General features: G+C 63.6%; 20 protein-coding genes and 1 tRNA gene. 13 read left to right on the top strand and 8 right to left on the bottom strand.

The genetic code is table 11. The annotated features are described in order from the left end of the window. Positions 1–293: 293 nt before the first annotated feature. Positions 294–3302: a Wzz/FepE/Etk N-terminal domain-containing protein gene (locus tag VFB18_RS06260; RefSeq protein ID WP_324972353.1), complete on the top strand. Its 3009-nt coding sequence runs from the start codon at positions 294–296 to the stop codon at positions 3300–3302. A 12-nt stretch (positions 3303–3314) separates the two neighbouring features. Here VFB18_RS06260 and VFB18_RS06265 read toward each other — a convergent pair whose 3' ends face one another. Beyond that, positions 3315–4535 (bottom strand): GNAT family N-acetyltransferase, encoded by a 1221-nt coding sequence (locus tag VFB18_RS06265; RefSeq protein WP_324972356.1) that lies wholly within the window; start codon positions 4533–4535, stop codon positions 3315–3317. A gap of 157 nt (positions 4536–4692) precedes the next feature. Between VFB18_RS06265 and VFB18_RS06270 the strand changes: the two genes are divergently transcribed. After that, entirely contained in the window at positions 4693–5751 is a 1059-nt protein-coding gene (locus VFB18_RS06270) for a polysaccharide deacetylase family protein (RefSeq protein WP_324972359.1), read from the top strand. A 3-nt stretch (positions 5752–5754) separates the two neighbouring features. On the opposite strand, the gene VFB18_RS06275 is transcribed toward VFB18_RS06270, so the two are convergent. Beyond that, entirely contained in the window at positions 5755–5958 is a 204-nt protein-coding gene (locus VFB18_RS06275) for a DUF2842 domain-containing protein (RefSeq protein ID WP_324972362.1), read from the bottom strand. A gap of 183 nt (positions 5959–6141) precedes the next feature. On the opposite strand from VFB18_RS06275, the gene VFB18_RS06280 reads away from it, so the two are divergent. Both VFB18_RS06280 and VFB18_RS06285 read left to right on the top strand, forming a co-directional pair. Beyond that, entirely contained in the window at positions 6142–6579 is a 438-nt protein-coding gene (locus tag VFB18_RS06280; protein WP_324972366.1) for a hypothetical protein, read from the top strand. Between the two features lie 706 nt (positions 6580–7285). Beyond that, a complete protein-coding gene (locus VFB18_RS06285) occupies positions 7286–8404 on the top strand; it encodes a COX15/CtaA family protein (protein WP_324972368.1) in 1119 nt (372 codons plus the stop codon). Here the strand turns inward: VFB18_RS06285 and VFB18_RS06290 are convergent. Genes VFB18_RS06290 through VFB18_RS06300 form a run of 3 tightly spaced genes read right to left on the bottom strand, consistent with a single transcriptional unit; the run spans position 8383 to position 11076 of the window. Continuing rightward, positions 8383–9669 carry an O-acetylhomoserine aminocarboxypropyltransferase gene (locus VFB18_RS06290; protein WP_324972371.1) on the bottom strand — a complete coding sequence of 429 codons (1287 nt, stop codon included), beginning with the start codon at positions 9667–9669 and terminating at the stop codon, positions 8383–8385. The two genes, VFB18_RS06285 and VFB18_RS06290, sit on opposite strands and share 22 nt — an antisense overlap. A 39-nt stretch (positions 9670–9708) precedes the next feature. After that, positions 9709–10233, bottom strand: coding sequence for a CoA-binding protein (locus VFB18_RS06295; RefSeq protein WP_324972374.1), 525 nt, complete (start codon positions 10231–10233; stop codon positions 9709–9711). 27 nt (positions 10234–10260) lie between these two features. Then, positions 10261–11076: an enoyl-CoA hydratase gene (locus tag VFB18_RS06300; RefSeq protein WP_324972377.1), complete on the bottom strand. Its 816-nt coding sequence runs from the start codon at positions 11074–11076 to the stop codon at positions 10261–10263. 235 nt (positions 11077–11311) lie between these two features. Between VFB18_RS06300 and rplM the strand changes: the two genes are divergently transcribed. The 3 genes from rplM to argC all read left to right on the top strand — a co-directional run bounded on the left by rplM (position 11312) and on the right by argC (position 13406). After that, the gene (rplM, locus tag VFB18_RS06305) at positions 11312–11776 is read left to right on the top strand and encodes a 50S ribosomal protein L13 (protein ID WP_324972380.1); all 465 of its coding nucleotides are present in this window, start codon (positions 11312–11314) and stop codon (positions 11774–11776) included. A 4-nt stretch (positions 11777–11780) separates the two neighbouring features. Then, entirely contained in the window at positions 11781–12251 is a 471-nt protein-coding gene (rpsI, locus tag VFB18_RS06310) for a 30S ribosomal protein S9 (RefSeq protein ID WP_324972383.1), read from the top strand. A gap of 105 nt (positions 12252–12356) precedes the next feature. Then, positions 12357–13406 (top strand): N-acetyl-gamma-glutamyl-phosphate reductase, encoded by a 1050-nt coding sequence (gene argC / locus VFB18_RS06315; protein ID WP_324972386.1) that lies wholly within the window; start codon positions 12357–12359, stop codon positions 13404–13406. Here the strand turns inward: argC and VFB18_RS06320 are convergent, their stop codons facing one another. Continuing rightward, positions 13407–17213 carry an autotransporter domain-containing protein gene (locus VFB18_RS06320; protein WP_324972389.1) on the bottom strand — a complete coding sequence of 1269 codons (3807 nt, stop codon included), beginning with the start codon at positions 17211–17213 and terminating at the stop codon, positions 13407–13409. It lies immediately after the preceding gene. A gap of 318 nt (positions 17214–17531) precedes the next feature. Continuing rightward, positions 17532–19349: a class I poly(R)-hydroxyalkanoic acid synthase gene (locus VFB18_RS06325; protein ID WP_324972392.1), complete on the bottom strand. Its 1818-nt coding sequence runs from the start codon at positions 19347–19349 to the stop codon at positions 17532–17534. A gap of 34 nt (positions 19350–19383) precedes the next feature. Between VFB18_RS06325 and VFB18_RS06330 the strand changes: the two genes are divergently transcribed. From VFB18_RS06330 to VFB18_RS06355, 6 genes are all read left to right on the top strand, one after another. Continuing rightward, positions 19384–19761, top strand: coding sequence for a hypothetical protein (locus tag VFB18_RS06330; RefSeq protein WP_324972395.1), 378 nt, complete (start codon positions 19384–19386; stop codon positions 19759–19761). Positions 19762–19875: 114 nt separating this feature from the next. Next, complete coding sequence (locus tag VFB18_RS06335) at positions 19876–21108, top strand: LL-diaminopimelate aminotransferase (RefSeq protein WP_324972398.1); 1233 nt, start codon at positions 19876–19878, stop codon at positions 21106–21108. 8 nt (positions 21109–21116) lie between these two features. Further along, positions 21117–22439 carry a homoserine dehydrogenase gene (locus VFB18_RS06340; protein ID WP_324972401.1) on the top strand — a complete coding sequence of 441 codons (1323 nt, stop codon included), beginning with the start codon at positions 21117–21119 and terminating at the stop codon, positions 22437–22439. A gap of 75 nt (positions 22440–22514) precedes the next feature. Beyond that, entirely contained in the window at positions 22515–23501 is a 987-nt protein-coding gene (glpX, locus tag VFB18_RS06345; protein WP_324972461.1) for a class II fructose-bisphosphatase, read from the top strand. A gap of 136 nt (positions 23502–23637) precedes the next feature. After that, entirely contained in the window at positions 23638–25404 is a 1767-nt protein-coding gene (recJ, locus tag VFB18_RS06350) for a single-stranded-DNA-specific exonuclease RecJ (protein WP_324972404.1), read from the top strand. 63 nt (positions 25405–25467) lie between these two features. After that, a tRNA-Glu gene (locus VFB18_RS06355) sits at positions 25468–25542 on the top strand. Position 25543: 1 nt separating this feature from the next. Here VFB18_RS06355 and VFB18_RS06360 read toward each other — a convergent pair. After that, a complete protein-coding gene (locus VFB18_RS06360; RefSeq protein WP_324972406.1) occupies positions 25544–25963 on the bottom strand; it encodes a VOC family protein in 420 nt (139 codons plus the stop codon). Positions 25964–26286 lie beyond the last annotated feature (323 nt).

Genomic DNA, 26286 nt, shown 5'->3' on the forward strand with positions numbered 1-26286 from the left:
GCCCGCGCCGAGCGGCAAGGGTGCGCCGGGCGGCGGCAGAGGGGCGGGGGTGTTCAACGCGAAGGCGGGCGTCGTTAACCCAGGGACGGCCCGCATGTTGCACCCGCCGAGGGCAGGCGCAACAACGAGGATGAGCAGGACTAGCACTCGCGCGACCAAGACTCGTTGCATGTCCCTTTCTAGGCCGCGCATGGTTAACAAACGCTGATCGATCGTGCCGAAGCGGACCGCCCCTTAAGCCTTTGGTTACGAGCAATCGGTCTAATGCGGCAAACACACGAGGAGTGTACGCGGTGACGAAGTCGCATAAGCCGGCGCACGACGACGATGTGGATCTCCCCACGCTCGGCCGCGCTCTTTGGAATGCCAAGGGTTGGATCCTAGGTCTCGCGCTCGGCGCCGGCGCCATCACCTTCGCCGTCCTCTCGATGATGCGGCCGCTCTACACCTCCGAAGCCCGCATCCTCATCCAGAACGACGAGTCGGCCTTCACCCGGCCGGCCGAAGACAACAACCGCACGCCATTGCAGCAGACGCTCGACGAGCAGGCGGTGCAAAGCCAGGTGCAGGTGCTCACGTCCCGCGATCTCGCCCTCGACGTGATCAAGGCGCTCGACCTCCCCAACGATCCGCAATTCGTCAAGGACGAGGGCCTCTCTCTCTTCCGCCGCTTGCTCAACAAGATCGGCTTGCGGCCGTCGCCGAAATCCGAAGAGGAAAAGGCCGCCAACACCTTCGCCGAGAATCTCGAGGTCTTCCAGCTGTCGAAATCGAGCGTCATCGCCGTCGAATACACCTCGGGCGACTCGCCGCTCGCCGCCAAGATCGCCAACGATCTCGCCGACAAGTACATCGAGTGGCAGCGCAAGGAGAAGCTCGAGCAGACCAAGGACGCGACCGCCTGGCTCAGCAGCCAGATCGAGGTCCTGCGCAAAAAGGTCGAGGAGTCGGAAGCCGCGGTCGAGCAGTTGCGCTCGAGCGCCGGACTTTACGCCGGCAGCAACAACGTCACCTTGAACGCCCAGCAGCTCTCCGAGGTCAACAGCCAGCTCATCCTCGCCAAGGCGCAGCGCTCGGAAGCCGAGGCGCGCGCGCGGCTGATCCAGCAGATGATCGACAGCGGCGGCGACATCGACGCCACGCCCGAGGTTCTCAAATCCGAGCTGATCGGCCGCCTGATCGAGCAGCGCGTGCAGGTGCAGCGTGAGCTTGCCCAGCTCTCGGCGACGCTCATGCCGTCGCATCCCCGCATCAAGCAACTCAATTCCGAGCTCGCCGACGTCCGCGCCCAGATTCGCGACGAGGCCAAGAAGATCGTCGAAGGACTCAAGAACGAGGCCGAGGTCGCAAGCGCCCGCGAGACCTCGCTGCGCAACAGCCTGAACGACACCAAGGCGCAAGCCTCCGGCCAGAGCGACGCCGAGATCAAGCTTCGCGCGCTCGAGCGCGAGGCCAAGGCCAATCGCGATTTGCTCGAATCCTATCTCGCCCGCTACCGCGATGCGAGCGCACGCCACGACATGGGCGCGGTCCCGGCGCAGGCCGCGATCGTCTCGCGCGCGCATGCCTCGATTCTGCCGTCCTTCCCCAAGCGTGGGCCGCTGTCGCTTCTCGTCATGGCCGCGACCGCTTTGCTCGCGCTCTCCTACGTCGTCGCGCGTGAACTGATCGGGGCGACCGGAGAGGGCAGGGGGCGGCTTCCGTCCTACGAGCCCGAATACGAACCCGAAGCGCCGTCACGCCGGAGGCCCGCGCGCTCGCCGATCGCTCCGGCCGCCAAGCCCAAGCTCGAACCGGCGGCAGCAAACCCGGCGCGAACGCCCGTGGTGATCGCTCCCGGGCGAAGCGAGCTTGTGGCCCAGGCGAAGCAGGAGGCTGCCGCCTCATCAGCCGCCTCATCTGCGGCCGCGCCTGCCAAGCCCGCCGCCGATCCTAAACTCGCGCGCGGGCAGCATCCCGTGCCGGCCGCGAAACCGGAGACGGTGATTGCGCTCGGGCCGCCGGAAACGCCCAAGGCGAAGCCCGCCGAAGCGCCGCTCCCGCCCGTTGCCGAAGAGGCTCCGAAGCCGAAGCCGGCCTATGAGCCTGCCCCGGCCAAGTTCGCTCAGTCGCCGAAGCCTGAGGCGCCGGGCGCGCCGGTCGTGACCGGGCCCAAGGCGAAACCCGCCGTCGCCGAAGAGATCGAATCGGCAATCGCCGCATCCGCCGTCGCGGCAACCGCCGCCTCCACGGCAGAGAGCCCTATGCGAGCGGCGCAAGCGCCGAAGCCGGCAGCAGCGATGGCCTCACCCGGAGGGAACAAGCAGAACATGAAACCGACGGCACCAAACGCTACATCCGCATCCACGGGCGCGGCGCCGGCGGAGTCCGGACTTCTCGACCGGCTGCGTCAAAACCTCGCAAGCGCGAACCCGGAGCCCAAGACGGAGGCGGCTGAGGCTGCTCCCGGACTTCTCGCCCGCTTGCGCCGCATCCTTCCGCGCATCGAGGCGGGCAAAGACGACATCGCAGCCGCCACGGCCGTCACCGCCGGAAAATCCGCCGAGCCAATTCCGCCGCTCAAGCCCAACGACCTTCGCCACTATCTCAATCAGCGTATCGCCGCGGCCACCCACAAGCGCTTCGAGGAGCCGGCCGAGAAGGTCGTACTGACGCCTCCCAAGGTCGGCAACGGCAAGATCGGCCCGGCGTTGAAGTCGCTCGACGGCGTCATGAATCATATTCTCGCGGCTTCGAAAGGCGGAGCACCGCGCGCAATTCTCGTTTCGGGCGTTACGTCGCAGGTCGACGCTACGCAGGAGGCGATCAAAATTGCGCGCGATTTCGTTGCCAGGCGCGAGCAGGTGGTGCTCGTCGATCTCACCCGCGGCGCAAGCGCCGTCTCAGGCCCGCTCGGGCTCCCGCGTGCGCCGGGTTTCACCGATCTTTCCGCCGGCCGCGCCTCTTTCGACGAGGTGATCCGAGTCGACGCCGAAACGCCGCTCCAGGTGATCACCGCAGGCAATCCGGCAGCCAAAGGATCGGCTCCCGAGATCGACCGCTTCATGCGCGTCTTCGAGGCGCTGACCGAGGCTTACGACTGCGTGGTGCTCCACGCCGACCCCGACAGCGTACGCAAGCTAAGCCCCGCGCTCAAATTCGAGCTGCCGATCACGCTCGTCGTGCTCCCGCGCGGGGCGACGGTCGAGAGCGAGGACAGCGGGCTCCGCGATTTCGCGAGCCTCGGCTGCCAGGTCGTGGTCTACGAGAAGGCCGGAAAGGACGGCCGCACGGGGCTCCTTGGCCGCGTCGCCGCGTTCTAACCGGTGACGCCGCTATTCGCGGCCGAACAGCCTCCGGCGCAGCTGCGCCGCAAGCGGCCAGACGGTTCGGCTCGACTTGATCCTGCGCTTGAGCCGTGCCGCGGCGGCAAGCGGCAGCGTCACCAGATAGCCTTGCGGTCCGAGCGCGAGAAAGCTGTCGAACAGCGGCTGCACCACGTCGCACCACTCGTCCTTATGCCGCGCCGCGCCGACGCCGATATCGTAGAAGGCGATGCCCTTGGCGCTCGCTTCCTCGATCTGATGCTTGAGGAGAAGCGCGCCCGGAGATTGCCGCTGCCGCTCGTCCTCGGCGAGCGAAGAGAGCGCGACGCCGAGCCGGTTATGGCAGAGCGTCCCGCTGAAGGTCGCGAGCACTTTGTCGCCGATCCTGAGGTATCCGATCCTGAGCCGGCTCGGATTGTCGCCCTTAAGCCGAGCGATTTCGCGGTAGAAGGCTCGCGCGTGAGCATCGAAGATGTCTTTGACGCCCATGGCGGCGAGTTGGCGCGACTTCTGTGCGAAGAACAGCTCGAGCAACGCGAGCGCCTCCTCGTCGCCCTCCGCCCAGCCATAGACGATGGCTCCCGACTCTGCGAGTTTGCGCGCCTTCCGCTCGAGCGTGCCGCGCGAGCGCTTGCTGAACCTCGTCGCATAGAGCTTGGCGAAATCGCCGAGCCTTACCGCGTAGCCGCTGCTCGGCGCCGCTTGGTGCGGAAGCTTGGCGAAGGGATTCCGAACGCCGTCCCATTCGAATGGCTGCGCGGTCAGGATCGCCGCCACGGCGCCCGTCTTGCGGCCGACTTCCGCAAGAAGCGCGGAGAGATCGCCAGCGGTGAACTTGCTGGCGGCCCCAGGCGCGAACAATCCCATATTGTAGTTGGCGTGCTCGACGCCGAGCCACTTGATGACGGGAAGGCTTCCGACGTTCGCCGTCTCGAACGGCCACAGAAAGAGAAGCGCACCGTCGGCAGCGTGGCCGACGGCGATGACCGGTTCACGGCCCTGTGGCTCGAGGCAATGTCGCGCCCAGGCACTTGCCCAATCGAACGTCTGCGGTCCGGTGCAGGGCGCGATCGCCTGCAGGCGCTTCCAATCCTCTTCGACGCTCGCAAGATCGCCGGTAATGCGCAGCGACACCCGCCCAAGGCTAGTCGTGACGGCAATCGGGCCGTTCGATTCGATCAGGCGACGTGCGATCTCGGCCTCGGTGCGAAAAAGGGCGGTAGAGCTCATACGTTAGCGGCGTCCCTTAGACGGTTACTGGAGCCGCCGCGAGGGCGGGCTCGTGCGGCAATCGTTTCGCAAGGAAGCGCCATCACAATGGGGCATTCCTGGTCGGAACGATGGCAGAGCCGGGTTAATGGTTGATGGCGCGAAGAGGAGGGCAGCCTTGGCCAAGATAAAAACCGCCATGATGAAGGCGGCCATGTCGGGGCTTTACCATACCGGCGCGCATCGCCTGCTCGCGCCTTATACGCAAGGCGTCGGCCTCATCTTCACCTTGCACCAGGTGCATCCCGAGCCGGCAGAGCCCAAGGCTTTCGCGCCGAACCGCATCCTCGAAGTGACGCCCGGCTTCCTCGATGCCGTGATCGACCAGGTGCAGGAGGCCGGACTCGACATCGTTTCGCTCGATGAGGCCGTGCGGCGCTTGCGCGAGGAAGACCCGCGCCGCTTCGTGAGCTTCACCTTCGACGACGGCTATCGCGATAATCTCGAATACGCCTATCCCCTGTTCAGGAAGCGCTCTCTGCCGCTCACCCTCTACGTGCCGACCGACTATCCCGACGGCAAGGGCGAGCTGTGGTGGATCGCGCTCGAGGAGATCGTCGCCCGCGCCGAGGAGATCGAGCTCTGCCGCGACGGCGCGCTGTGGACGCTGCCCACAGCAACGATGCCCGAGAAATACCGCGCCTATAACGAGATCTACTGGTGGCTCCGCCGGATCGACGAGGCGACGCAGCGCCAGGTGGTCCGCGCTCTCGCCGAGCGCTACGACGTCGATATGGGGGCCGATTGCCGCAGGCTGATCATGGGGTGGGACGAGATCAGGCAGCTCGCCGAGGATCCTCTCGTCACCATCGGCGCTCATACCAAGAGCCATTTCGCCATCGCCAAGCTCCCGCCCGCCCGCGCACTCGACGAGATGACGGGAAGCGCCAGCCGTATCGAGCGTGAGCTAGGCGTCCGCCCGCTTCATTTCGCCTTTCCCTACGGCGATCCGGGAAGCGCCGGTCCGCGCGATTTCGCGCTCGCGCGCGAGGCGGGCTTCAAAACGGCGGTGACCACGCGGAAGGGCATGCTGTTCCCGGCGCACCGTCCGCATCTTGCGGCGTTGCCGCGCGTGTCTCTGAACGGTGAGTATCAATCGCTCAGCTACACCGCCCTCTATCTCTCCGGCGCGCCATTTGCGCTGTGGAACCGCTTCCGCCAGGTGAGCGCCGCCTAGCCCTCAATCGGGCCGCTGCATCCATTTGACGAGAAGCCCGGCAGGGATCACCCAGAGAAGCCCCGTGGTCGCGTAGAAGGCGAACTGCACCCATTGAGGGGCAAGAGCGATCCGGCCCGAGCCGATTACGGACGCTAGCGTCGCATAGACCGCGAGGAAGAGAAGAAGCGCGACCGTGCCGATCAGCTTGCGGGTGCGGATATGCATCAGGGCTGCCTTTCCTTGCCAGTCATGCGGCTCGCCGCTTGCCCGGTCAAGCCGAGCGATGCCGGGTGGCGTCGATCACTTTTTTCGCGCCCCCTTGAAGGCACGGAAACGGTAAACCACCTTTCGCCTGAGCGGCCAGGACGAGAAGGGGGGCCGTTCTTGCCGGCACGATGGATCGCCAACATGGCCCTCACGCCGGAACAACATCTGGAAATCGCAAGCGCTTACGAGAGCGCCGCAAGCGATGCTTCCCTCCCGGAAGAGCAGAGAGCGCGGTTCGCAAAGAAGGCGGAGTCGTTCCGCCTCCTCGCCAAGCTCGCTGCGAAACAGACGGCATCCGCCCGGCAGAGGGTGCGGACGCCAATCGACGCTTCCGAGCTTCGCCGCCAAATCTTCGAGCACCTGGAGAAAAAGCGCTCCACGCCGAACCAGCAGCGCGCCGAACCCGAAACGCCTCCTCACATCCAGGCCTTGGAGCAGCTCGCCCTCAGATGGCGGCTGTTCAAGCTCGAAACACGGACCTTCGGGCGCTATGCCCCGCTGCATCCCCGGCCAAGCGGGTCGACGCCGGCAGGGCACTGGCCGGGCGGTGAGATTGGACGGCCCTGGGCGAAGCCGTAGCGTCATTGCTCAGTGCGTGCCACCTTTGACCTCGGCTTGCACCGGGGTGACGCTGGTGGACGAGGCGGTTGTCCATCGACTTATCCCCGGCGCGTAAACCTCGGTTAGACTCACACCACCTCGTCCGTTGAGGGGCGCTTTCGCGAGGCGTCGTGAGATGCGGGACGGGGTGCGGCGCCTGCGGGCTTCGTCGCAACGAAGCGCTCGGGCGGCAACGGAGCTCCCCCCGGACCCAATAAGAGGTCCTGCCAGGAGCTGGCTGACGATTTTGCGTCATGCGCGACCGGGCTTCGGCCACCTAAGCGCTGGATGCAAAGGAGAAAGCGGGGCCCGGTGTCGTAGTGAGAACGCCGCGAAATGAGCATGCGCTTCGGGGTGCCGAAGCCTGCGCCTTGCGCTCAAGCAGCGCGAAGCGCGGGTAGCGCACTCAAAGATGCGCTTGCTGGCGCGCCGGAAGGCGCCCGCCGTGTCTCCCAAAAGGAGATGCGGACACCATAGGTTTGCGCTTTTCGGCGCGCCACCCCCTCAAGGGGGGTAGAGTGGGCTTCGCCCACCCTACGGCTCTTTGACATGACCTCGCGCCTTGCGGCGGCGAGGCGCTGAATCCTGCGCTTCCACTCGCCTGAGCCCGCGCGGAGAACTGCGGCAACGGGGCAGGGGGCCTGGCGTTGAGTTCGCGGCCCGGTCCCGCTATTCACGAGCTGCCATGTCGCAGACGTTGACCCACACCATTGCGGTCCCGCCCGCCGAAAAGCCGATGCCGGCGAAGCACATCCGCGCGCTCCGCATCTGGCTCGGCGCCGTGGCGCTCCTCATCGTCGCCATGATCCTGGTCGGCGGCGCCACTCGGCTCACCGATTCAGGGCTGTCCATCACCGAGTGGAAACCGATCATGGGAGCGATCCCGCCGCTCTCGGAGGCCGACTGGGACAAGGCCTTCGCCGCCTATCGGAAGATCCCCGAATATACCGAGTTGAAGCGCGGCATGAGCCTCAGCGAGTTCAAGACCATCTTTTGGTGGGAATGGGCGCATCGCTTTCTCGGCCGCTTCATCGGCGTCGCCTTTTTCGTGCCCTTCGTCCTGTTCTGGATCGCGGGCTTTATCCCGCGCAGCCTCTTGCCGCGGCTCGCGGGCCTGTTCGTGCTGGGAGGACTGCAAGGGGCGCTCGGCTGGTACATGGTGAAGAGCGGGCTCGTCGACCGCACCGATGTCAGCCAATACCGGCTCGCCGCCCATTTCGGCGTGGCCCTTTCGATCCTCGGCTACACGCTCTGGCTCGTGTTCGGGCTCGCACGCGAAACGCCACCGGAACGCGCGACGCCGATCGCGCGCGCCTCCGCCTTCATCGCCGGCGGCATACTCGCGCTCGTCTTTATGCAGTTGCTGGCCGGCGCTCTCGTCGCCGGCCTCGATGCCGGCATGGGCTACAACACCTGGCCCCTGATCAACGGCGCCTTCGTCCCGAACGGCTTGTTCGAGGCCACACCCTGGTATCTCAACGCCTTCGAGAACCCGCTCACCGTTCAGTTCGATCACCGCATGATCGGCTATACCGTGGTCGTCGCCTCGCTCGCTCAGCTTGCCTGGCTCGCGTGGCGCAGGGCGCCGTCACCGCTCATCGGCAGCGCCATGACGCTCGCGCTTCTCGCCCTCCTGCAGGCGATGCTCGGCGTGTGGACCCTGTTGCTCGCCGTCCCGATTCCGCTTGGTCTTGCGCACCAGGCGGGTGCCGTCGCCGTGTTTACCGCAGCCGTCTACCACTTCTGGCTCGCGGTGCATACGCCTGATCCCCGCGCCGCCGCTCAGGCGAGGGCGAGCGCCTGATCGAGGTCGGCGATGATGTCGGCCTTGTCCTCGAGCCCGATCGAGAGCCTGACCACCTCGTCGCCCGCGCCGGCCAACGCGCGCTGCTCGCTCGTCAGCTGGCGATGCGTGGTCGATGCGGGATGGATGATCAGGCTCCGCGTGTCGCCGAGATTGGCGAGGTGGCTGAACAGCTTGACATTGCTCACGAGCGCGATACCCGCCTCGTAGCCGCCCTTGAGCCCGAAGGTGAACACGGCGCCCGCGCCCTTAGGCGAATAGCGCCTGGCGAGCGCATGATAGGGGTTGGCGGGGAGGCCGGCATAGTTCACCCACGCCACCTTGGGATGGCTTGCGAGATATTCGGCGACCGAAACCGCGTTGTCGCAATGGCGCTGCATGCGCAAAGGCAGCGTCTCGATGCCGGTGAGAATGAGGAAGGCGTTGAACGGCGAGATCGCCGGCCCGAGATCGCGCAAGCCCAATACACGACAGGCGATGGCGAAGGCGAAATTGCCGAACGTCTCAGCGAGCGTGATGCCGTGATAGGAGGCCGACGGCGCCGACAGCGTGGGATAGCGACCGCTTCCGATCCAGTCGAAGGTGCCGCAATCGACGATCGCCCCGCCGATCGAGTTTCCGTGGCCGCCCAGAAACTTGGTGAGCGAATGCACGATGATGTCGGCGCCGTGCTCGATGGGGCGGATGAGATAGGGTGAGGCGAGCGTGTTGTCGACAATGAAGGGGACGCCGGCCTCCTTGGCGACGGCGGCGACCGCCTTGAGATCGGTAACGATGCCGCCGGGATTGGCGATCGACTCGCAGAAGATCGCCTTGGTCTTAGGCGTCAGCGCGGCGCGGAAGGAGTCCGGGTCGGTCGTGTCCGCAAAGCGCACCGTCCAGCCGCATTTGGCGAAGGAGTGCGTGAACTGGTTGATCGAGCCCCCATAGAGCTGGCGTGCGGCGACAAACTCGTCGCCCGGCTCGAGCAGGGTGTGGAAGATCAGCATCTGCGCCGCGTGACCCGACGCCACGGCAAGTCCCGCCGTGCCGCCCTCGAGCGCCGCGACCCGCTCTTCGAGCACCGCCTGGGTCGGGTTGGTGATGCGGGTATAGATGTTGCCGAAGGTCTCGAGGTTGAACAGCGCGGCCGCATGCTCGACGTCGTCGAACACATAGGACGTCGTTTGATAGATCGGCGTCGCCCGCGCGCCCGTGGCGGGGTCGGGCTGAGCGCCGGCATGGATGGCAAGCGTATTGAAGCCGGGCTTCCGGTCGGCGGTCATGGTCCTAGACCCTCCTTGGCGGTCCGCATGGTCGTGAAATCATTCGCCGCCGGCCTTGAGCACGCGATGCTGCACGCCCTTGGCGCCCAGCATCGGCCTTCTCGCCGACACCCTGCGCGAATTGACGCCGGCCCAATTGAGCTCGCCGGACAGACGTCCGTATTCGATCTTCGGGCAGCGATTCATCACCACTTTGAGCCCCGCCGCCTCGGCGAGCTTGGCTGCATCGTCGTTGCGCACGCCGAGCTGCATCCACACTACCTTGGCCCCGATCCGGATGGCCTCCTTGGTGATGCCGAGCGCGGCCTCCGAGTTGCGGAAGATATCGACGATGTCGACGGCCTCCTTGATGTCGGCGAGGGAGGAATAGACCTTCTCGCCGAGAATTTCCTGTCCGGCCTGCCCCGGATTGACCGGGATCACGCGGAAGCCCTTGGCCTTGAGATATTTCATGGCGAAATAGCTCGGCCGCGACGTGTTCGGGCTCGCCCCCACCATGGCGATGGTGCGGTAGGTAACGAGAATGTCCCTGATATAGGCGTCGCTATAGACGTCGTGGTTCATGGCGGCGGGGCGGGCGGGATTAGCGAACTAGCGCGGCCAGCGCGGCTCGCGCTTGTCGAGGAAGGCACCGATGCCTTCCTCGGCCTCGTCATGAAGCATGTTCTCGACCATGACGGAAGAGGCGTAAGCGTAAGCCTCCTCGAGCGGCATCTCGAGTTGGCGGTAGAACGCTTCCTTGCCGATCTTGAGCGTGGCCTTGGGCTTCTCCGCGATCTTGCGCCCAAGCTCAACCGCCTCGTTGACCACGCGATCAGCCGCCACCACGCGATTGACGAGGCCGCACGCCTTGGCGTCATCGGCACCGATCATCTCGCCGAGCAGGAGCATCTCCATCGAAGCTTTGCGCGAGAGATTGCGGCTGAGCGCGACCATCGGCGTCGAGCAGAACAGCCCGATATTGACGCCGGGGGTGGCGAAGCGCGCATCGACGCTGGCCACGGCAAGATCGCACGTGGCGACAAGTTGGCAACCCGCGGCGGTGGCGATGCCGTTCACCGCGGCGATCACCGGCTTCGGGCAGCGCACGATCGAAAGCATCATCTCCGAGCAGGCCTTCAGTGTCTTCTCGAAGAAGGCGCGCCCCCGGTCGGGGTCGTTGCGGTGCGCCGTCAATTCCTTGAGGTCGTGACCCGAAGAGAACGCACTCCCGGCGCCGGTGATGACCACGGCGCGGACGTCATCGCTTCGGCCAAGATCACCGATGGCGCGCGTCACGGCGCCGATCAGCTCCTCGGAGAGGCTATTGCGCGCCGCGGGCCGGTTGAGCGTGAGGATCGTGACTGGTCCACGGGTCTCGCGCTCGAGCACCTCGCCGCCTGGCATCCGCTTTGCCGTGTCGTTCATGCACCGACTCGAAAGAAGCTCGCTGAAAACTCGCGCCTTATATCAGAGGCCGGCGCTGACTTTGCTAGGCTTCCCTGCAGCTTGGGGGAGAGAAAACGCGGGGGCCTTGCTTCGCATCTATGTGGTACCCTCATACCACACAGATAAGTTACTGATTACGCATAGAATTCTATTTCTCCTTGACGGCCTGAGGCGAAGCCGTTAGAAGCGCCGATCTTTCAAGCCGAGAGCCGCCATGAAGAGCTATTCCGCCACGCCGAGCGACATCGAAAAGTCCTGGATTCTCATCGATGCCGACGGCCTGGTCGTCGGCCGCCTCGCTGCTTTGATCGCAAACCGCCTGCGCGGCAAGCACAAGCCCACTTACACGCCTCACATGGACTGCGGCGACAATATCGTCGTCATCAATGCCGCCAATGTCGTGCTGACGGGTAACAAGCGCGCCGACAAGGTCTATCACTGGCACACCGGCTATCCGGGCGGCATCAAGGACCGCACCGCCGAGAGGATTCTCGACGGCAAACATCCCGAGCGCGTGCTGCAGAAGGCTGTCGAGCGGATGATCCCGCGCGGGCCTCTCGGCCGCCAACAGCTGAGGAACCTGCGCATCTATGCCGGGTCCGAGCATCCGCACGCGGCGCAGAACCCGGTGAAGCTCGACGTCGCCGCCCTCAATTCGAAGAATGCAAGGAGCGCCTAACCCCATGAGCGAGACGATGACGCTTGAGGATCTTGGGCCGCTCAAGGGGGAGCAGCCCGCGCGGGTTTACGTGAAGAAGATCGACGCGCAGGGCCGCGCCTATGCCACCGGCAAGCGCAAGGACGCCGTCGCCCGTGTCTGGGTCAAGCCCGGCGCCGGCAAGATCACCGTCAACGGCAAGGAGCACACCGCCTATTTCGCCCGTCCCGTGCTCCAGATGATCCTGAAGCAGCCGCTCGTCACCGCCAAACGCGAGGGCCAGTTCGACATCGTCTGCACGGTGAGCGGCGGCGGTTTGTCGGGTCAGGCCGGCGCCGTCCGTCACGGCATCTCGATCGCGCTGACGCGGTTCGAGCCGGAGCTTAGAGGCGTGCTGAAGAAGGGCGGGTTCCTGACCCGCGACGCGCGTACGGTCGAGCGCAAGAAGTACGGCCGCCGCAAGGCGCGACGCAGCTTCCAGTTCTCCAAGCGCTAGTCCGAATTCAACCGAATCTGTCATGCCCGGGCTTGACCCGGGCCGCCATGACGTTGCACCTCACCAGTTGAGGAGCAACGGCGTGACCCAAGCTATGTGACCACCATGGCCAGTACTAAAACCATCAAAGCCGCCGTGCTCGGCGCCTCCGGCTACACCGGCGCCGACATGATCCGTCTTGCCGCGCGTCACCCCAATATCGAGATCGTGGCGCTCATCGCCAAGGGCCATGCGGGGCAGCCGCTCGCCCAGGTCTTCCCCCATCTCGGAAGCCTCGAACTGCCCGCTCTCGTCACCTCCGATCAAATCGACTGGAGCAAGGTCGATGTCGTGTTCGGCGGACTGCCGCACGGCACCTCTCATGCCGAGATCGCCAAGCTCCCTCAGAGCATCAGGGTCGTCGACATGTCGGCCGACTTCCGCCTGCGCGATCCCAAGACTTACGCTGAATGGTATGGCGGTGAGCACAGCGCGCCTGAATTGATCAAAGACGCGGTCTACGGGCTTACCGAACATTATCGGAACAAGATCAAGGCAGCGCGCATCGTCGCCTGTCCCGGCTGCTACCCGACCGCGGTGCTGCTTGCGCTTCTGCCGCTGCTGAAGGCGAAGCTCATCGAAGCCGAGGACATCATCATCGATGCTAAGTCGGGGGTCTCGGGCGCCGGCCGCACGCTGAAGCAGAACATCCTGTTCTCGGAGGCGGGCGAGGGGCTCTCGCCCTATGGTATCGGCAATCACCGGCATGTGCCTGAGATCGAGCAGGAGCTCGGCGCTGTCGCGGGCTCTGCCGTGACCATCAATTTCACGCCGCATCTTGCGCCGATGTCGCGCGGCGAGCTGTGCACCTGCTACGTGCGGCTTGCGGGCAAGGCGAGCGCGGCGGCGCTGCGCGAGGCGCTTGCGGCGTCCTACGAAACGAGCCCGTTCGTGCACATCGTCGAAGAGGGCACGATCCCGGCAACGCAACACGTGCGCGGCTCGAATTATTGCCATATCGGCGTGTTCAAAGACCGCCTCGAAAGCCGCGCCATCGTCGTCTCGGCCATCGACAATCTGGTGAAGGGATCGGCCGGCCAGGCGCTCCAGAACTTCAACGTGATGTACGGATTCGAGGAGACACTCGGCCTCGAGCAGCTTCCACTGTTCCCGTAGCTACCAGGAGACGCGCATACCGGCCTTGCCGCCAAAACCTTCGAGATCATTGCCGAAGGTCGCATCGAACTTGGCGAACACGGTCGTATTGGCTGAAGCATTGAAGAAGTTCACACCCGCTGAAGCCTCGCCCCACAAATCGTCCGGACTATCCTCGAAATTGAAAATGGCGTGGTTCGCGGTAAGGGTGGCGGTTTGCTCGCCTGACAGATTGCCCCACAGGCTACCGATAACAAAGGGCTCCATCGTCGTGCCGCGCCAGACCGGCAGCGTGGTGCCGACTCGCAAGCCCAGCCGGCCGCGCACGTTGGGATCGCTGTCGAAATCGACGTGGTTTGGTCCGGCTTTGAAGTCCTCGAGATCGGACCAGATCAGGCCGATCGTGGCGAGGGGCTCGATGAAAGTGCCATGCCGGAAACTGCCAAAGCGATAGCCCATGTCGGTGCGCACGCCGAAACTCACCGCATCGAGCTCGCCGGGAAACTCCACGGCCGTTTGTTCGTGCTTCAGAATGTCGGCCTTAAACAGCGTGTCAACGAAAAGGGCGCCTTTGAGATAGGTGGCATAAGCGCCTGCCTGCGCTCCCGACACGTCGAACTGACGGTTCACTCCGTCAAAGTCGAGATCGCCGTGCACCCAACCGCCGAGTAGGCCGAAGACGAGGATATCTCCTTGAGAAAGGAGATCCGTTTTTCCGAAGTCAATGCCGGTTTGGAAATTCTCGACGCTGAGATCACTGTCGAGCTTGTATTGATAAGTCCGGCCATACAGTTTCGTCGTTTCGCTGCCGTCGCGGCCAAACCAATTGCCACTGCCGCGCACCCAGACCGCCGGCGTGATCGAGGTGCCGGGAACCCCGTCGTCACCGGTTTGGACGGACGGCGCGCCTCCGCTGTTCAACAACACGCGAAGATCTGCGCTTCGGTCAAACCAGGTCTCGGTGCCAATGTGGAACACGTCTTCGATGCTGGTCACTAGGTGGGGTAGAACATGCGAGCCGCCGCCGGGAAGGCTTTTCAGGTAGAACACTCCGCTCCCGGTCGGCTTGAAGAACAGGTCGTATTCGAAGAAGCCGGCATCGACAGGCTTCTTGAGGTAAAACTCGTTTCCGTTGGTGTGCCCATTCACGTACACGACCGGAATGCCCTGCGTATTGAAGCCACTCGGCCCATGATTGGTGTTGACGACGTTCAACGCGGTCTTCCCGGACACGTTGCCGTTGACCGTAAAGGTATCGGAGACGGTATTAGGGCCAGGGCTCGCGAGAAAGGCGTCAACCGCGAGGATCGAGTTGCCAAAGGCGGTGAAAGTCAAATCTCTTCCGCCGACCGTATTTGAGATTGTAAAGGAGTCGCCTGCCTGGTGATCCTGCAGTGAGATCGTCCCACTGTTCTCGAAGCGCTCCAGATTCACGAAGGTGGTCTTCTCGAGCGTGCTCAGGTCGGCTGCGGTGTGGACCACGCCGGCATTTTTGAAAAGATCGTTGCCGCCGCCAAAGTCGCTTGTAGCCCGCGCCTCGAACGTTCCCGCGGTGTCGTTTTGGAATAGATCAGGCTGGTCGGTGAGATCGACGAAGCCACGAACGACACCGCCCGCGCGGTTGATGATCGTGGTCGTGGCAAAGTCGGTATCGATGGCAAACAGACTCTTGGCGCCGATCGATCCGCTATTGTCAATGAAGATAGAGCTTTCCGCCTTGCTCACGCGGATAATGCTCGCTACGCCCGAGTCAAGGTTGACACTGCCGCTGTTACTCGCGCTGTAGTTTGCGTCAGGTATCGAGGCGAAGATGCCGAGCGTGCCGCCTTCGATGCTGCCGCTATTGACCACGGCGATCTTGCTGCTGATCGTATTCGACTGGGTGACGCTCGCGGTTTGGTTTAGGTCGCCGTTGGCACCAGATGCCTGGCTTTCGCTTCCGGTCGCCGAATTGGCAAAAACGATCCCGCTGTTAAAGACTTGAGCAGAGATGGCCGCTCCGCCTGCGCTGATGCTGCCCTTGTTCGTCACCGTTATGTCATTGGCTATCGTATTCGACTGAACAATGTCCGCACTTTGAATGAGATCGTCGGCCACGCTCGTGTTCGAGTCATCGAGGTTGAAAAAGCTTAAGCTGTTGCTGAAGGAGAGGTCTTGATTGACGATCATGAGATCGATGCCGGTATAGCTCGCCCGGATTTTTGCCTCGTTCGCTACTTCGATGCTGTTGTTCACCGCGTTCGCCTGACGCAAGCTGAGTGTTTGGGTGAGATCCTCCTCATCGATGATGGCCGCGCTGCCGTTCGCGTTGGATGCGGAAATGCTGTTCTCGAAAGAGCCGATGGACAGGTTCCTGATCTCAGCGCTTATGCCTTCCTGCGGATCAAGAGAACCGGCGTTGGCGATGGCAATTTGATTGTCGATTGAATTCGCTTGATCGACGCGTCCGGACTGAGCGAGGCTATCGGCATTGACCGCCGCGGCCGTGCCATTGGCATTGGACAGGTCGACGATATTCAAGAAGCCGGAGATCGATTCATTATCGATCAGGGTTTGAATGCCGCTCTGTTCGGCATTGAGTTCATCGCCGTTCGCGATCGAGATTGCGCTCGCGATCAAATTGGCCTGGCTCAAGTTGATCGACTGCACCGCGTCCTCGGCCATGATTGCCGAAGCTTGGCCGTTCGCGTTCGAGGCCGCCGCGGTGTTGACCAACCCCGCGATTGCACGGTTGCTAATCGTTGTAGATATGCCCCCTGCAGCCGCGATGGGGCTACTGTTATCGATGGTGAGGTTGCTTCCGATGGAGTTTACCTGCGCGAAATCGATGGATTGGGTGATATCCGAGAGCGTGAAGGTAACGAGGGCGATGCTCCCATTGGCGTTAGATGCTGCCAGGCCGTTGGCAAAGCCCGCGATCGCCTGATTGTCGATTTCTGCGTAGATGCCGCTGCTTGCGTTGGACAGTTCGCCGCTCTGGATAATGGTGATGGCGCTGCTGATCGAGTTCGTCTGAGCGAAGTCGGCGCTCTGTGCGAGATCATCGAGATTCACAATCGACGCCGTGCCATTCGCATTCGACGTAGCGGCGGAATTGGCGAAACCGGCGATAGCCTGATTATTGATCTCGGCGATGATACCGGCCGCTGCGGCGATATCGCCGCTGTTCAAAATCTCGATCGCGCTCGCGATCGTGTTGATCTGATCGGTAACTACGGACTGGGTGAGATCGTCGAGCGTGATCGGCGACGCCGCGCCGTTGGCATTGCTTCCCGTCGTGAGACCATTTGAAAACGCAGCGATCAACCCGTTATTGATTGCGGCAAAGATTCCGGTCTGATCGGCCGTGATATCCCCGACATTGTTTTTAAATATTGTGTTCGAAAGCGAATTGATCTGGTCGAAATTGATTAGCTGAGTGACGTCGCCAGGTTGAGTGGTGCCATTGGCGTTGGAAGCTGCGGCCACGTTGGCGAGCGCAAATGCGGAATTGTCAATCCGAGCGGAGATCCCGATGAGCGGGTCGATATCGCCGCTATTGATGATGGTGATGTCGTTGTTGACAAGGATCTGTTGGGTGAAATCGATGAGTTGAAAGAGGTCGCCCCCCAGCACGCCGGAATTGCTTCCCCCCAGCGTGTTGGCGAAGGCAAGCGTGGCATTAGCGATCGTCTCATCGAGCGTGGCGGTCAGCTTACTGCTGTTGTTGACCGACTTGCTGTCACCCGCTGTCCGAGTTTGGCTCTGGACGATGATCTGATCGACCGCCGCTGCTGGCGTCGGCTCAAACAGGCCGCTTGCGAATAGGGCGGTGAACGCAGTTCCCAATAAAAGCGCGTCCCGCTGCCATAATGGCGCGGGAGGCCGAAACTGAATGATCGGTGAAGCGCCGCTGCACCAACGTCGAACGCCCAACATGCCCCCCGACAAGCTCGAGTTCGACTAACTCTCCGGCGACACTAAAGGGCTCCCGTTCAAAGACCAGTGCAGCGATGCCACAACCACCTATGCTCCGAGACTTATGGACACAAGTTTGAGTAGCGAATGCAAGCGACTCCCAACGCAGGCGCGATTCCGCTGCCTAAGCGCGCGGTCGGACGGCAAAGGAGCAATTCAATAGGGGCTTACTCGCGTGCAAATAAGGGCTCAGTCGCGTGACTTCACGTAGGAGCCAGGCGCATCCTCGATCGGCTTGAGCGGTCCGGTCGCGGGATCGCGTGCCGGGATCTTGGCCCCTGAATAGGCCGCAAGCCATGCCGCCCAATCCGGCCACCACGATCCTGGGGTCTCGGTCGCCGTCGCCGCCCATTCGGCCAGGGTGTTGCCCGTGCCGCCCGACCAGAACTGATATTTCCTCTTGGCCGGCGGATTGACGACGCCCGCGATATGGCCCGACCCCGCCATGACCATGCGCACGGGGCCGCCGAACAATTTCGCGCCGCGGAACACCGAAAGCGCCGGCGCGATATGATCTTCTTTCGTGAACAGCTCGTAGATCGGAATGTTGACCCGGCCAAGGTCGAGCCGCACGCCGCCGAGCTCCATCTCGCGCTTGCTCAAGCGGTTCAGGTGATAGAACTCACGGAGATAGAAGGCGTGGTTGGCCGCCGGCAGCCGCGTCGAGTCGGCGTTCCAGAACAGGAGGTCGAACGGAAACGGCTTCTTGCCCAGAAGATAATTGTTCACGACATAAGGCCAGATCAGGTCGCGGGGACGCAGCATGTTGAATACGGCCGCCATGCGCGACCCATCGAGATAGCCTTGCTCGGCCATCATCTCCTCGAGCGCCTTGAGCTGCGTGTCGTCGATGAACACGAGAAGATCGCCCGCCTCGCTGAAATCGACCTGAGCGGCAAGGAAAGTCGCCGATGCGATCCGGTCATCGCCCTTGGCAGCCATGTAGGCGAGGGTGGAGGCAAGCAGTGTGCCGCCGACACAATAGCCGAGCGCGTTGATCTGCCGGCTCGCGGTCTGACGGTTGACCGCATCGACCGCGGCGAGAATACCCTCGCGCATATAGTCTTCGAACGTCTTCTGCGCGAGGCGCTCGTCCGGATTGACCCACGAGACGAGAAAGACGGTGAAGCCCTGCTCGACCGCCCATCTGACAAACGACTTCTCCGGGACGAGGTCGAGGATGTAGTACTTGTTGATCCACGGCGGCACAATCAGGAGCGGCCGCTCGTAGACTTCCGCCGTCGTCGGCGCATATTGAATGAGCTGAATGAGGTCGTTCTGGAACACCACTTTGCCGGGCGTGACGGCGAGGTTCCGCCCGACCTCGAAGGCCGACAGATCGGTCTGGCTGATGCGCAGCATGTCCTTCGACTTGCCGAGGTCCTCGGCGAAATGCTGCATCCCTTGCACCAGATTCTCGGCGTTGGTGGCGAGTGTGGTACGCACGACCTCGGGATTGGTCAGGGGAAAATTCGAGGGCGAGAAGGCCGACAGCATCTGATTGAGATAGAACAGCGCCTTCTTGCGCGTCTTCTCGTCGATCCCCTCGGTTTTGCGCGTCACGTCTTCCGCCCAGCGCGAGGTGATGAGATAGGCCTGCTTCCAGAAATCGAAGAATTGACCGTTGGACCAGTCGGGATCCTTGAAGCGGTTGTCGCCGGGCTCGGGCTCGACCACAGGCTCGACCTCTTCGCCGAGGAAGCGGCGGACGCTGCGGCTCCAAAGATCGGCATAGCTCTTGAGCAGCTCCCCTTGTGCCGCGGCGAGCTTGGTCGGCTCGGCAACCCAATGGCGGGCAACCTCGCCCAAAGATTTCGCGGCTTCGCTCACCTCGGAGGCGACGCCGTAGGGCCCATTACCGTTGGTGCTGGTCCGCTCGGCGAGCGTCGAGAACACCTTGGCGCCCTGATCGAAGAGTCGCACCATGTTGCGGGCGAGCGCGTCGAACTGGTTTTGCTGTCCCTCGATGGGCGAGGGTGACTCGGGCCCCTTAGCTCTCTCCTGCATCAAATCGTCCTTATTTCACCCCCGATTAACCACTTTGACCGCGAACTTGGGCGCTAGCTTTGCGGCCTTTGATGGCTTTCGCCCCTCACCTCATTGTGCTATGCAATATAACAAGCAAAAGGCGATTGCCAATCGTCTCGCGAGGGGAACTCGACATCACCGGCTGCCGATGACTGTTCGTCCAGTCTTTCTTATGCTTGGGCTGATCGCCCCGCTTTGGCTTGGCGGTTGTGCCGACACGGCACCGTCCGACCGGGTGCTGAAGCCCTTTTCCGCGCTCATGCGGAGCGACGACCAAACCCTCACCAAGGCTGAGCAAAAGGCCGCGATCAGCGAACTCCAGGACGACAAGAGGAAGCAGGAAACGGCAGCCCAATCAGGCACCGTTGTTCCCGCCAAGACGGCACAATAGCGAAGCCGTAGAGCCGTCCGAGCCCACCCGTCTTGCCGCCGGGGCCGTTTCTATGGTTCAAGTGCTGATTCTCTATTCCATCGGGGCCTGACCGGGACGGGGACCCGCGCGTTCGTGAGCAGCGATTTCCATAGAATCAAGCGCCTGCCGCCTTATGTCTTCGAGCAAGTCAACAAGCTCAAGGCGGAGGCGCGCGCCCGCGGCGAGGACATCATCGACTTCGGCATGGGCAATCCCGACATGCCGACCCCCGATCACATCGTGGGCAAGCTGGTCGAGACGTTGCGCGACCCGCGCACCAACCGCTATTCGGCCTCGAAGGGCATCTCCGGCTTGCGAAAGGCGCAAGCGGCCTATTACGCGCGCCGCTTCAACGTTAAGCTCGACCCCAATACCCAAGTTGTGGCGACGCTAGGCTCTAAGGAGGGCTTCGCCAACATGGCGCAGGCCATCACCGCGCCAGGCGATGTGATCCTTGTGCCGAATCCGACCTACCCGATCCACGAGTTTGGCTTCATCATGTCGGGCGGCGTCATCCGCCACCTTCCCGCCCGCACCGACTCGCAGTTCATGGCCTCGCTCGACAAGGCGGTGCGGCACTCGGTGCCCAAACCGTCCGCCCTCGTGCTCAACTACCCGGCCAACCCGACGGCCGTCGTTGCCGACCGCGATTTCTATAGAGAGGTGGTCGCCTTCGCCAAGAAGCACGAGCTGATCGTGCTTTCCGATCTCGCTTATGCAGAGATCTATTTCGAGGGAGAACCGCCGCCCTCGATCCTCGAGATCCCCGGCGCGATCGACGTCGCTGTGGAGTTCACGACGCTGTCCAAGACCTACGCTATGCCCGGCTGGCGCGTCGGCTTCGCCGTCGGGAACGAGCGACTGATCCATGCCCTGACGCGGGTGAAATCCTATCTCGATTACGGTGCCTTCACGCCCATCCAGGTTGCCGCCGCCGCTGCGCTCAACGGCCCGCAAGACTGCATCGACGAAATCCGCGCCATCTATAAGCGCCGCCGCGATTGCCTGGTCGATGCCATAACCCGCGCCGGCTGGCCGATCCCGTCTCCGCCCGCCACCATGTTCGCCTGGGCGCCGATCCCTGAAATGTTCGCCCATCTCGGCAGCCTCGAATTCTCGAAGCTCCTGCTCGAAAAGGCGGGCGTCGCCGTCTCTCCGGGCGTGGGCTTCGGCGAATACGGCGAGGGCCATGTGCGCATCGCCCTCGTCGAGAACGAGCAGCGCATCCGCCAGGCCGCGCGCAATATCCGCAAATTCCTCGCCGACTCTGCCAAGTCGATGCATAACGTCATTCCCATGGCCTCGAAGGCGAACAGGACGTTCTGATTTTTCCCATGAGTAATGGATTGCGCGTAGGACTGGCCGGTGTGGGCACCGTCGGCGGGGGACTCTTGCAGCTCCTTGCCGCGCACGGCGATTCCATCGCCGCGCGCGCCGGGCGGCGCATCGACGTGGTTGCCGTGTCGACGCTCGAGCATCGCAGGAATCCGAACGTCGATATATCGGGCTTCCGCCGCGCGCAGGACCCGGTATCGCTCGCGCAGGATCCCGACATCGACGTGTTCGTGGAGCTGATGGGCGGCGAGGGCGGCGTGGCAAAGGACTCCGTCGAGGCTGCGCTTCGCGCCGGCAAGCATGTCGTCACCGCCAACAAGGCCATGCTCGCCCATCACGGTGCGAGCCTCGCCGCGCTCGCCGAAAAGAGCGGTGTCGCTCTCAACTTCGAGGCGGCGGTGGCGGGCGGGATTCCCATCGTCAAGACCATCCGCGAGAGTCTGCAGGGCAACGACATCAGCCGCGTCTACGGCATCCTCAACGGCACCTGCAACTACATCCTGACGCGGATGGAGCGGGACGGGAAAAGCTTCGGCGATGTTCTCAAGGAAGCGCAGGCGCAAGGTTACGCCGAGGCCGATCCCACCTTCGACATCGGGGGCTTCGATACGGCGCACAAGCTAACGCTTTTGACCAGCCTTGCCTTCGGCACCCGCACGAGCTTCGAGTCCGTCTATATCGAGGGGATCGAGTCGATCACTCCCGCCGACATCGAGGCGGCCGATGAGCTCGGCTACCGCATCAAGCTGCTCGGCGTCGCGCTCAGGACCGAAAGCGGAATCGAGCAGCGCGTGCATCCGACCATGGTACCCAAGCACACGGCGATCGCCGAAGTCGAGGGCGTGCTGAACTGCGTTGCCGTCGACGGCGATTTCGTGGGCGAGGTGGTGCTGGTGGGCCGCGGCGCAGGCGGCCCGGCGACGGCGTCTGCGGTCACGAGCGACCTGATCGACATCGCCCGTGGCAATATTCTCCCGCCATTCGGGGTCGCTGCCAAGCATTTGCGTCCCTATAAGAAAGCGGAGATGCGTGCGCACGAGGGCGGCTATTACATCAGGCTTTCGGTCTACGACCGGACCGGCGCATTTGCCGCGATCGCCAGCCGTATGGCGGAGCAGGGCATCTCAATCGAGAGCATTGTCCAGCGCCGCGCCACTGCCGAGCTTCCCGGCATCAACCGTCGCAATCAGGGCATTCCAGCCGCCGTGGTGATGATTACCCACCAGACCACGGAAGCTGCCGTCCGCAAAGCGCTCGCCGGCATCGAACGTGACGGTCATGTGGATGCCAAGCCGCAGATGATCCGCATCGAAAAATTGTGATATTGAATATGATAGTGAGGTGTACCCCGACAGGCGGCGCCAAGGATCGCGTGCGGGGAGGGAGGAACGGACGTGTTGAAGTCCGCGGCCAAGAGCGAGCTCGACCGCGCGCTCGCGCTCGACATTGTCAGGGTAACTGAGGCCTCCGCGGTCGCGGCGGCCCTGTGGCGCGGCCGCGGCAACGAAGTCGCCGCCGACGAGGCGGCCGCCACCGCCATGTATCGCGAGCTTGCCCGGTTGCCGATCGAAGGCGTGGTGGTTGTTGGCGAAGGCGAGGAAAACGAGACCCCCTTGCTTTATATCGGCGAGATGGTCGGGGCCGGCGCCCCCCAGGCGCATCGCGTCGATCTTGCGGTCGATCCGGTCGAGGGCTCGACGCTCTGCGCCAAGGCGCTTCCCAACGCGCTCTCGGTCATGGCGCTCGCGGAGGCCGGCAGCCTGCTCAAGGTGCCTCCCATTTACATGGACAAGATCGCCATCGGGCCGGGCTTCCCTGATGGACTGGTCGATCTCGATGCGGCGCCCGCCGACAACCTCAAGGCACTCGCTCTCGCCAAGGGCGTACAGGTGAGCGACATTGCCGTCTGCATCCTCGACCGGCCGCGTCACGCCAGGCTCATCGAGGAGGTAAGGGCCTCGGGCGCCGCCCTCCGCCTCATCAGCGACGGCGACATCGCCGGCATCATCCACGTGACGGAACCGCTCGAGACCGGTATCGACATCTATATGGGCACGGGCGGAGCCCCCGAGGGGGTCTTGGCCGCGGCGGCCCTTTCCTGCATTGGCGGGCAGATGCAGGGACGGCTGGTTGCCGCCAACGAGCAGCACCGCGCCAGGGCCAGGGCCGCCGGCATTCACGATCTCGGCCGCAAATATTCCATCCGCGACATGATCGCGGCGGACCTGTCCTTTGCCGCGACTGGCATCACCGACGGCTCGCTGCTCGAAGGGGTGCGTTTCACCAAGCAAGGCGTCTTCACCCATAGCGTGGTGATGCGCTCCTCAACCCGCACCGTGCGCTGGATCAGAACCGAGCACCCGGACATCAGCAAGTTCGACTGAGCGCCCGGGACGGCCGCGGCGAATCAGCTACACTCTCCGCTTCCATGCAGAGCGGATGCGAGCGAGCCCGGAGGTGACGGCGGCCATAAAATATCCTGGCGCGGAGGCCCCTTGTGTCTCAGCGTCGCTGCTTGGAGTGGAGCGCTCGGCGCGAGGCTATCGCTGGGTCGAGCGGCTCGACCCGGCGCGTTCGCATATCGCCACGGCGATCGCCCAACTCCATGCTCTGCCTGAACTCCTAGGCCGCGTGCTCGCTGCGCGCGGCGCCGAGCCCGCGACCGCCTCCCGCTATCTCGATCCATCGCTCCGCACGCTCTTGCCGGACCCAGCGCGCCTCCAAGACATGGAGCGCGCTGCCGCGCGCTTCGCCGCCGCGATTTCCACGGGCGAGAAAATCGCCGCGTTCGGTGACTACGACGTCGACGGCGCGGCATCGGTTGCTCTGATCGAGCGCTACCTGCGGGCGCATGGCCGGTGCGTCTTGACCTACATCCCCGACCGCCTCGCCGAAGGATACGGGCCGAGCGAGGAGGCGCTTCGCGGGCTCGTTGAAGAGGGCGCCCGGCTGATCCTCACGCTTGACTGCGGCACGATGTCGGGGCCCGCAGTCCGCGCGGCCATGGAGAAAGGTGCCGAGGTGATCGTCATCGATCACCACCAGGCGGACGAGGCCCTGCCGCCGGCGCTCGCCGTGGTCAATCCCAACCGCCACGACGACCTCTCCGGCCAGGGCCATCTCGCCGCGGCGGGGATCGTGTTCTTGTTCCTGATCGCAACCACGCGCGCGCTGAGGCGCGGCGGCTTCTATCGTAACGGCCCAGAGCCCGACCTGCTCGGCCTGCTCGATCTGGTGGCCCTTGCGACCGTCTGCGACGTGGTGCCGCTCAAGGAGGCGAACCGCGCCTTCGTCGCCAAGGGTCTCAAGGTGTTGAGGCTCAGGCACAATGCCGGGCTCCGCGCCCTGTCTGACGTTGCGCGCCTCGATGCGGCGCCCACTCCCTACGCGCTTGGCTTTATCCTCGGTCCCCGCATCAACGCGGGCGGACGCGTCGGCTCCTCGAGCCTGGGCGCAAGGCTGCTTGCCACCGACGACGACCTCGAAGCGCGCACTATCGCCGAGAAGCTCGAAGCCTTGAATGCCGAGCGAAAGGCCATCGAGGAGAACATGCTCGCCGATGCCTTCGCCCGGGCGGAGGCCGCGCTTGCCGCTTCGCCCAAGGCGCCCCTTCTGTTCCTTGGCGCCGAGGGCTGGCACAAGGGCCTACTTGGCCTCATTGCCGGCCGGGTCGCCGAGCGCTTCCGCCTGCCAGCCTTCATTGCCGCGCTCGATCCCGACGGGACTGCCACCGGCTCGGCGCGTTCGATTGCCTCTGTCGATCTCGGCACGGTCATCAGGGATGCCGTGCATCGAGGCCTCCTTACCAAGGGCGGAGGCCATGCCATGGCGGCTGGCTTCAGGCTCGAACGGCGGAAGCAGGAGGAGCTGATCGAATTCCTCATTGATCGCCTCGCTGAGCCGGTGCTGAGCGCCTCCACGTTGAAGCAGCTAGCCTTTGACGGCACGCTTTCGGCACGCGGAGCCACTCTCGAGCTGATGGACCTTATCGAGCGCGCTGGTCCTTATGGACAGGGTCACCCCGAGCCGCGCTTTGCCTTCCCGGCCCACCGCCTTGCCCGCGTGCGCCTCGTCAAGGACGCCCATATCCGTTGCACGCTTCAGGCGCCCGACGGAGCACGCCTCGAAGCTTGCGCCTTCCGCGTGTCGGGCACCGCAATCGAGCAGCTCCTCTTGCAGAGCGAGGGGCACGTGCTCAATGTCGCGGGCCATCTCCGCCGGGTGAGCTGGCAAGGGCGCGAAAGCGTCGAACTCCTGATCGAGGACGCTGCCCGCGCTGATACCTGAGCCGCCGCCGCGTTCTTGCGGGTCTCGTCAAAGCTTTCTATATCAGCAGGCTCAAGCCGTACCGCCCCCTTCGTCTAATGGTCAGGACGTCAGGTTTTCAACCTGAAAACAGGGGTTCAATTCCCCTAGGGGGTACCATCTACCATTTGCCAGTGTTCGGCATCGAAGCCCACGGCTCCTGCTTCGGCTTAGGCGCCCCCTTTTGCAGAAGCTCGATCGAAATGTTATCGGGCGAGCGGATGAACGCCATATAGCCGTCGCGTGGCGGACGGTTGATAGTCACGCCATTCTTCATCAGCCGCTCGCACGTTGCGTAGATATCGTCGACCTCATAGGCGATATGCCCGAAATTGCGCCCTTCGCCATAGGCTTCCGGGTCCCAATTATAAGTGAGTTCGATCTGCGCATTCTCATCGCCCGGCGCCGCGAGGTAGTAGAGCGTGTAGCGTCCTTGCGGGTTCTCCAGACGCCTCACCTCCTTCAACCCGAGCTTGTTGCAATAGAAATCGAGTGACTTCTCCACGTCCGAGATGCGCACCATCGTGTGCAGATACTTCATCGCTTGGCGCTCCTTGCACCGCCGCTTCAAGGCGAGCCTGACTTAGCGCGGCCATAGATGTGTGGCAAGCGCGTCACGGTCGCCAATCTTTTCCACGGAACTTCGTGCGAATTGCGCGGCGATTGTTGCATCCAGTCCACAGCGCCCCCTTGCGCCCGTTCCCAACACAAATTTCTCTCGTCGCCAGAGCTATTTGCGCTGTCGTAGCGGAAGCGACGGAGGAAAAATCGCGGCTGATGCACGCTTCGTTCGCATCACGGAAGAATCGCTTGCCGATCAGGCGCTTGCCTTCGCGCTTGCGGAACGGCTTCGAAGTGATCGGC

Source organism: Methyloceanibacter sp. (genome assembly GCF_035650995.1).
GTDB lineage: Bacteria > Pseudomonadota > Alphaproteobacteria > Rhizobiales > Methyloligellaceae > Methyloceanibacter.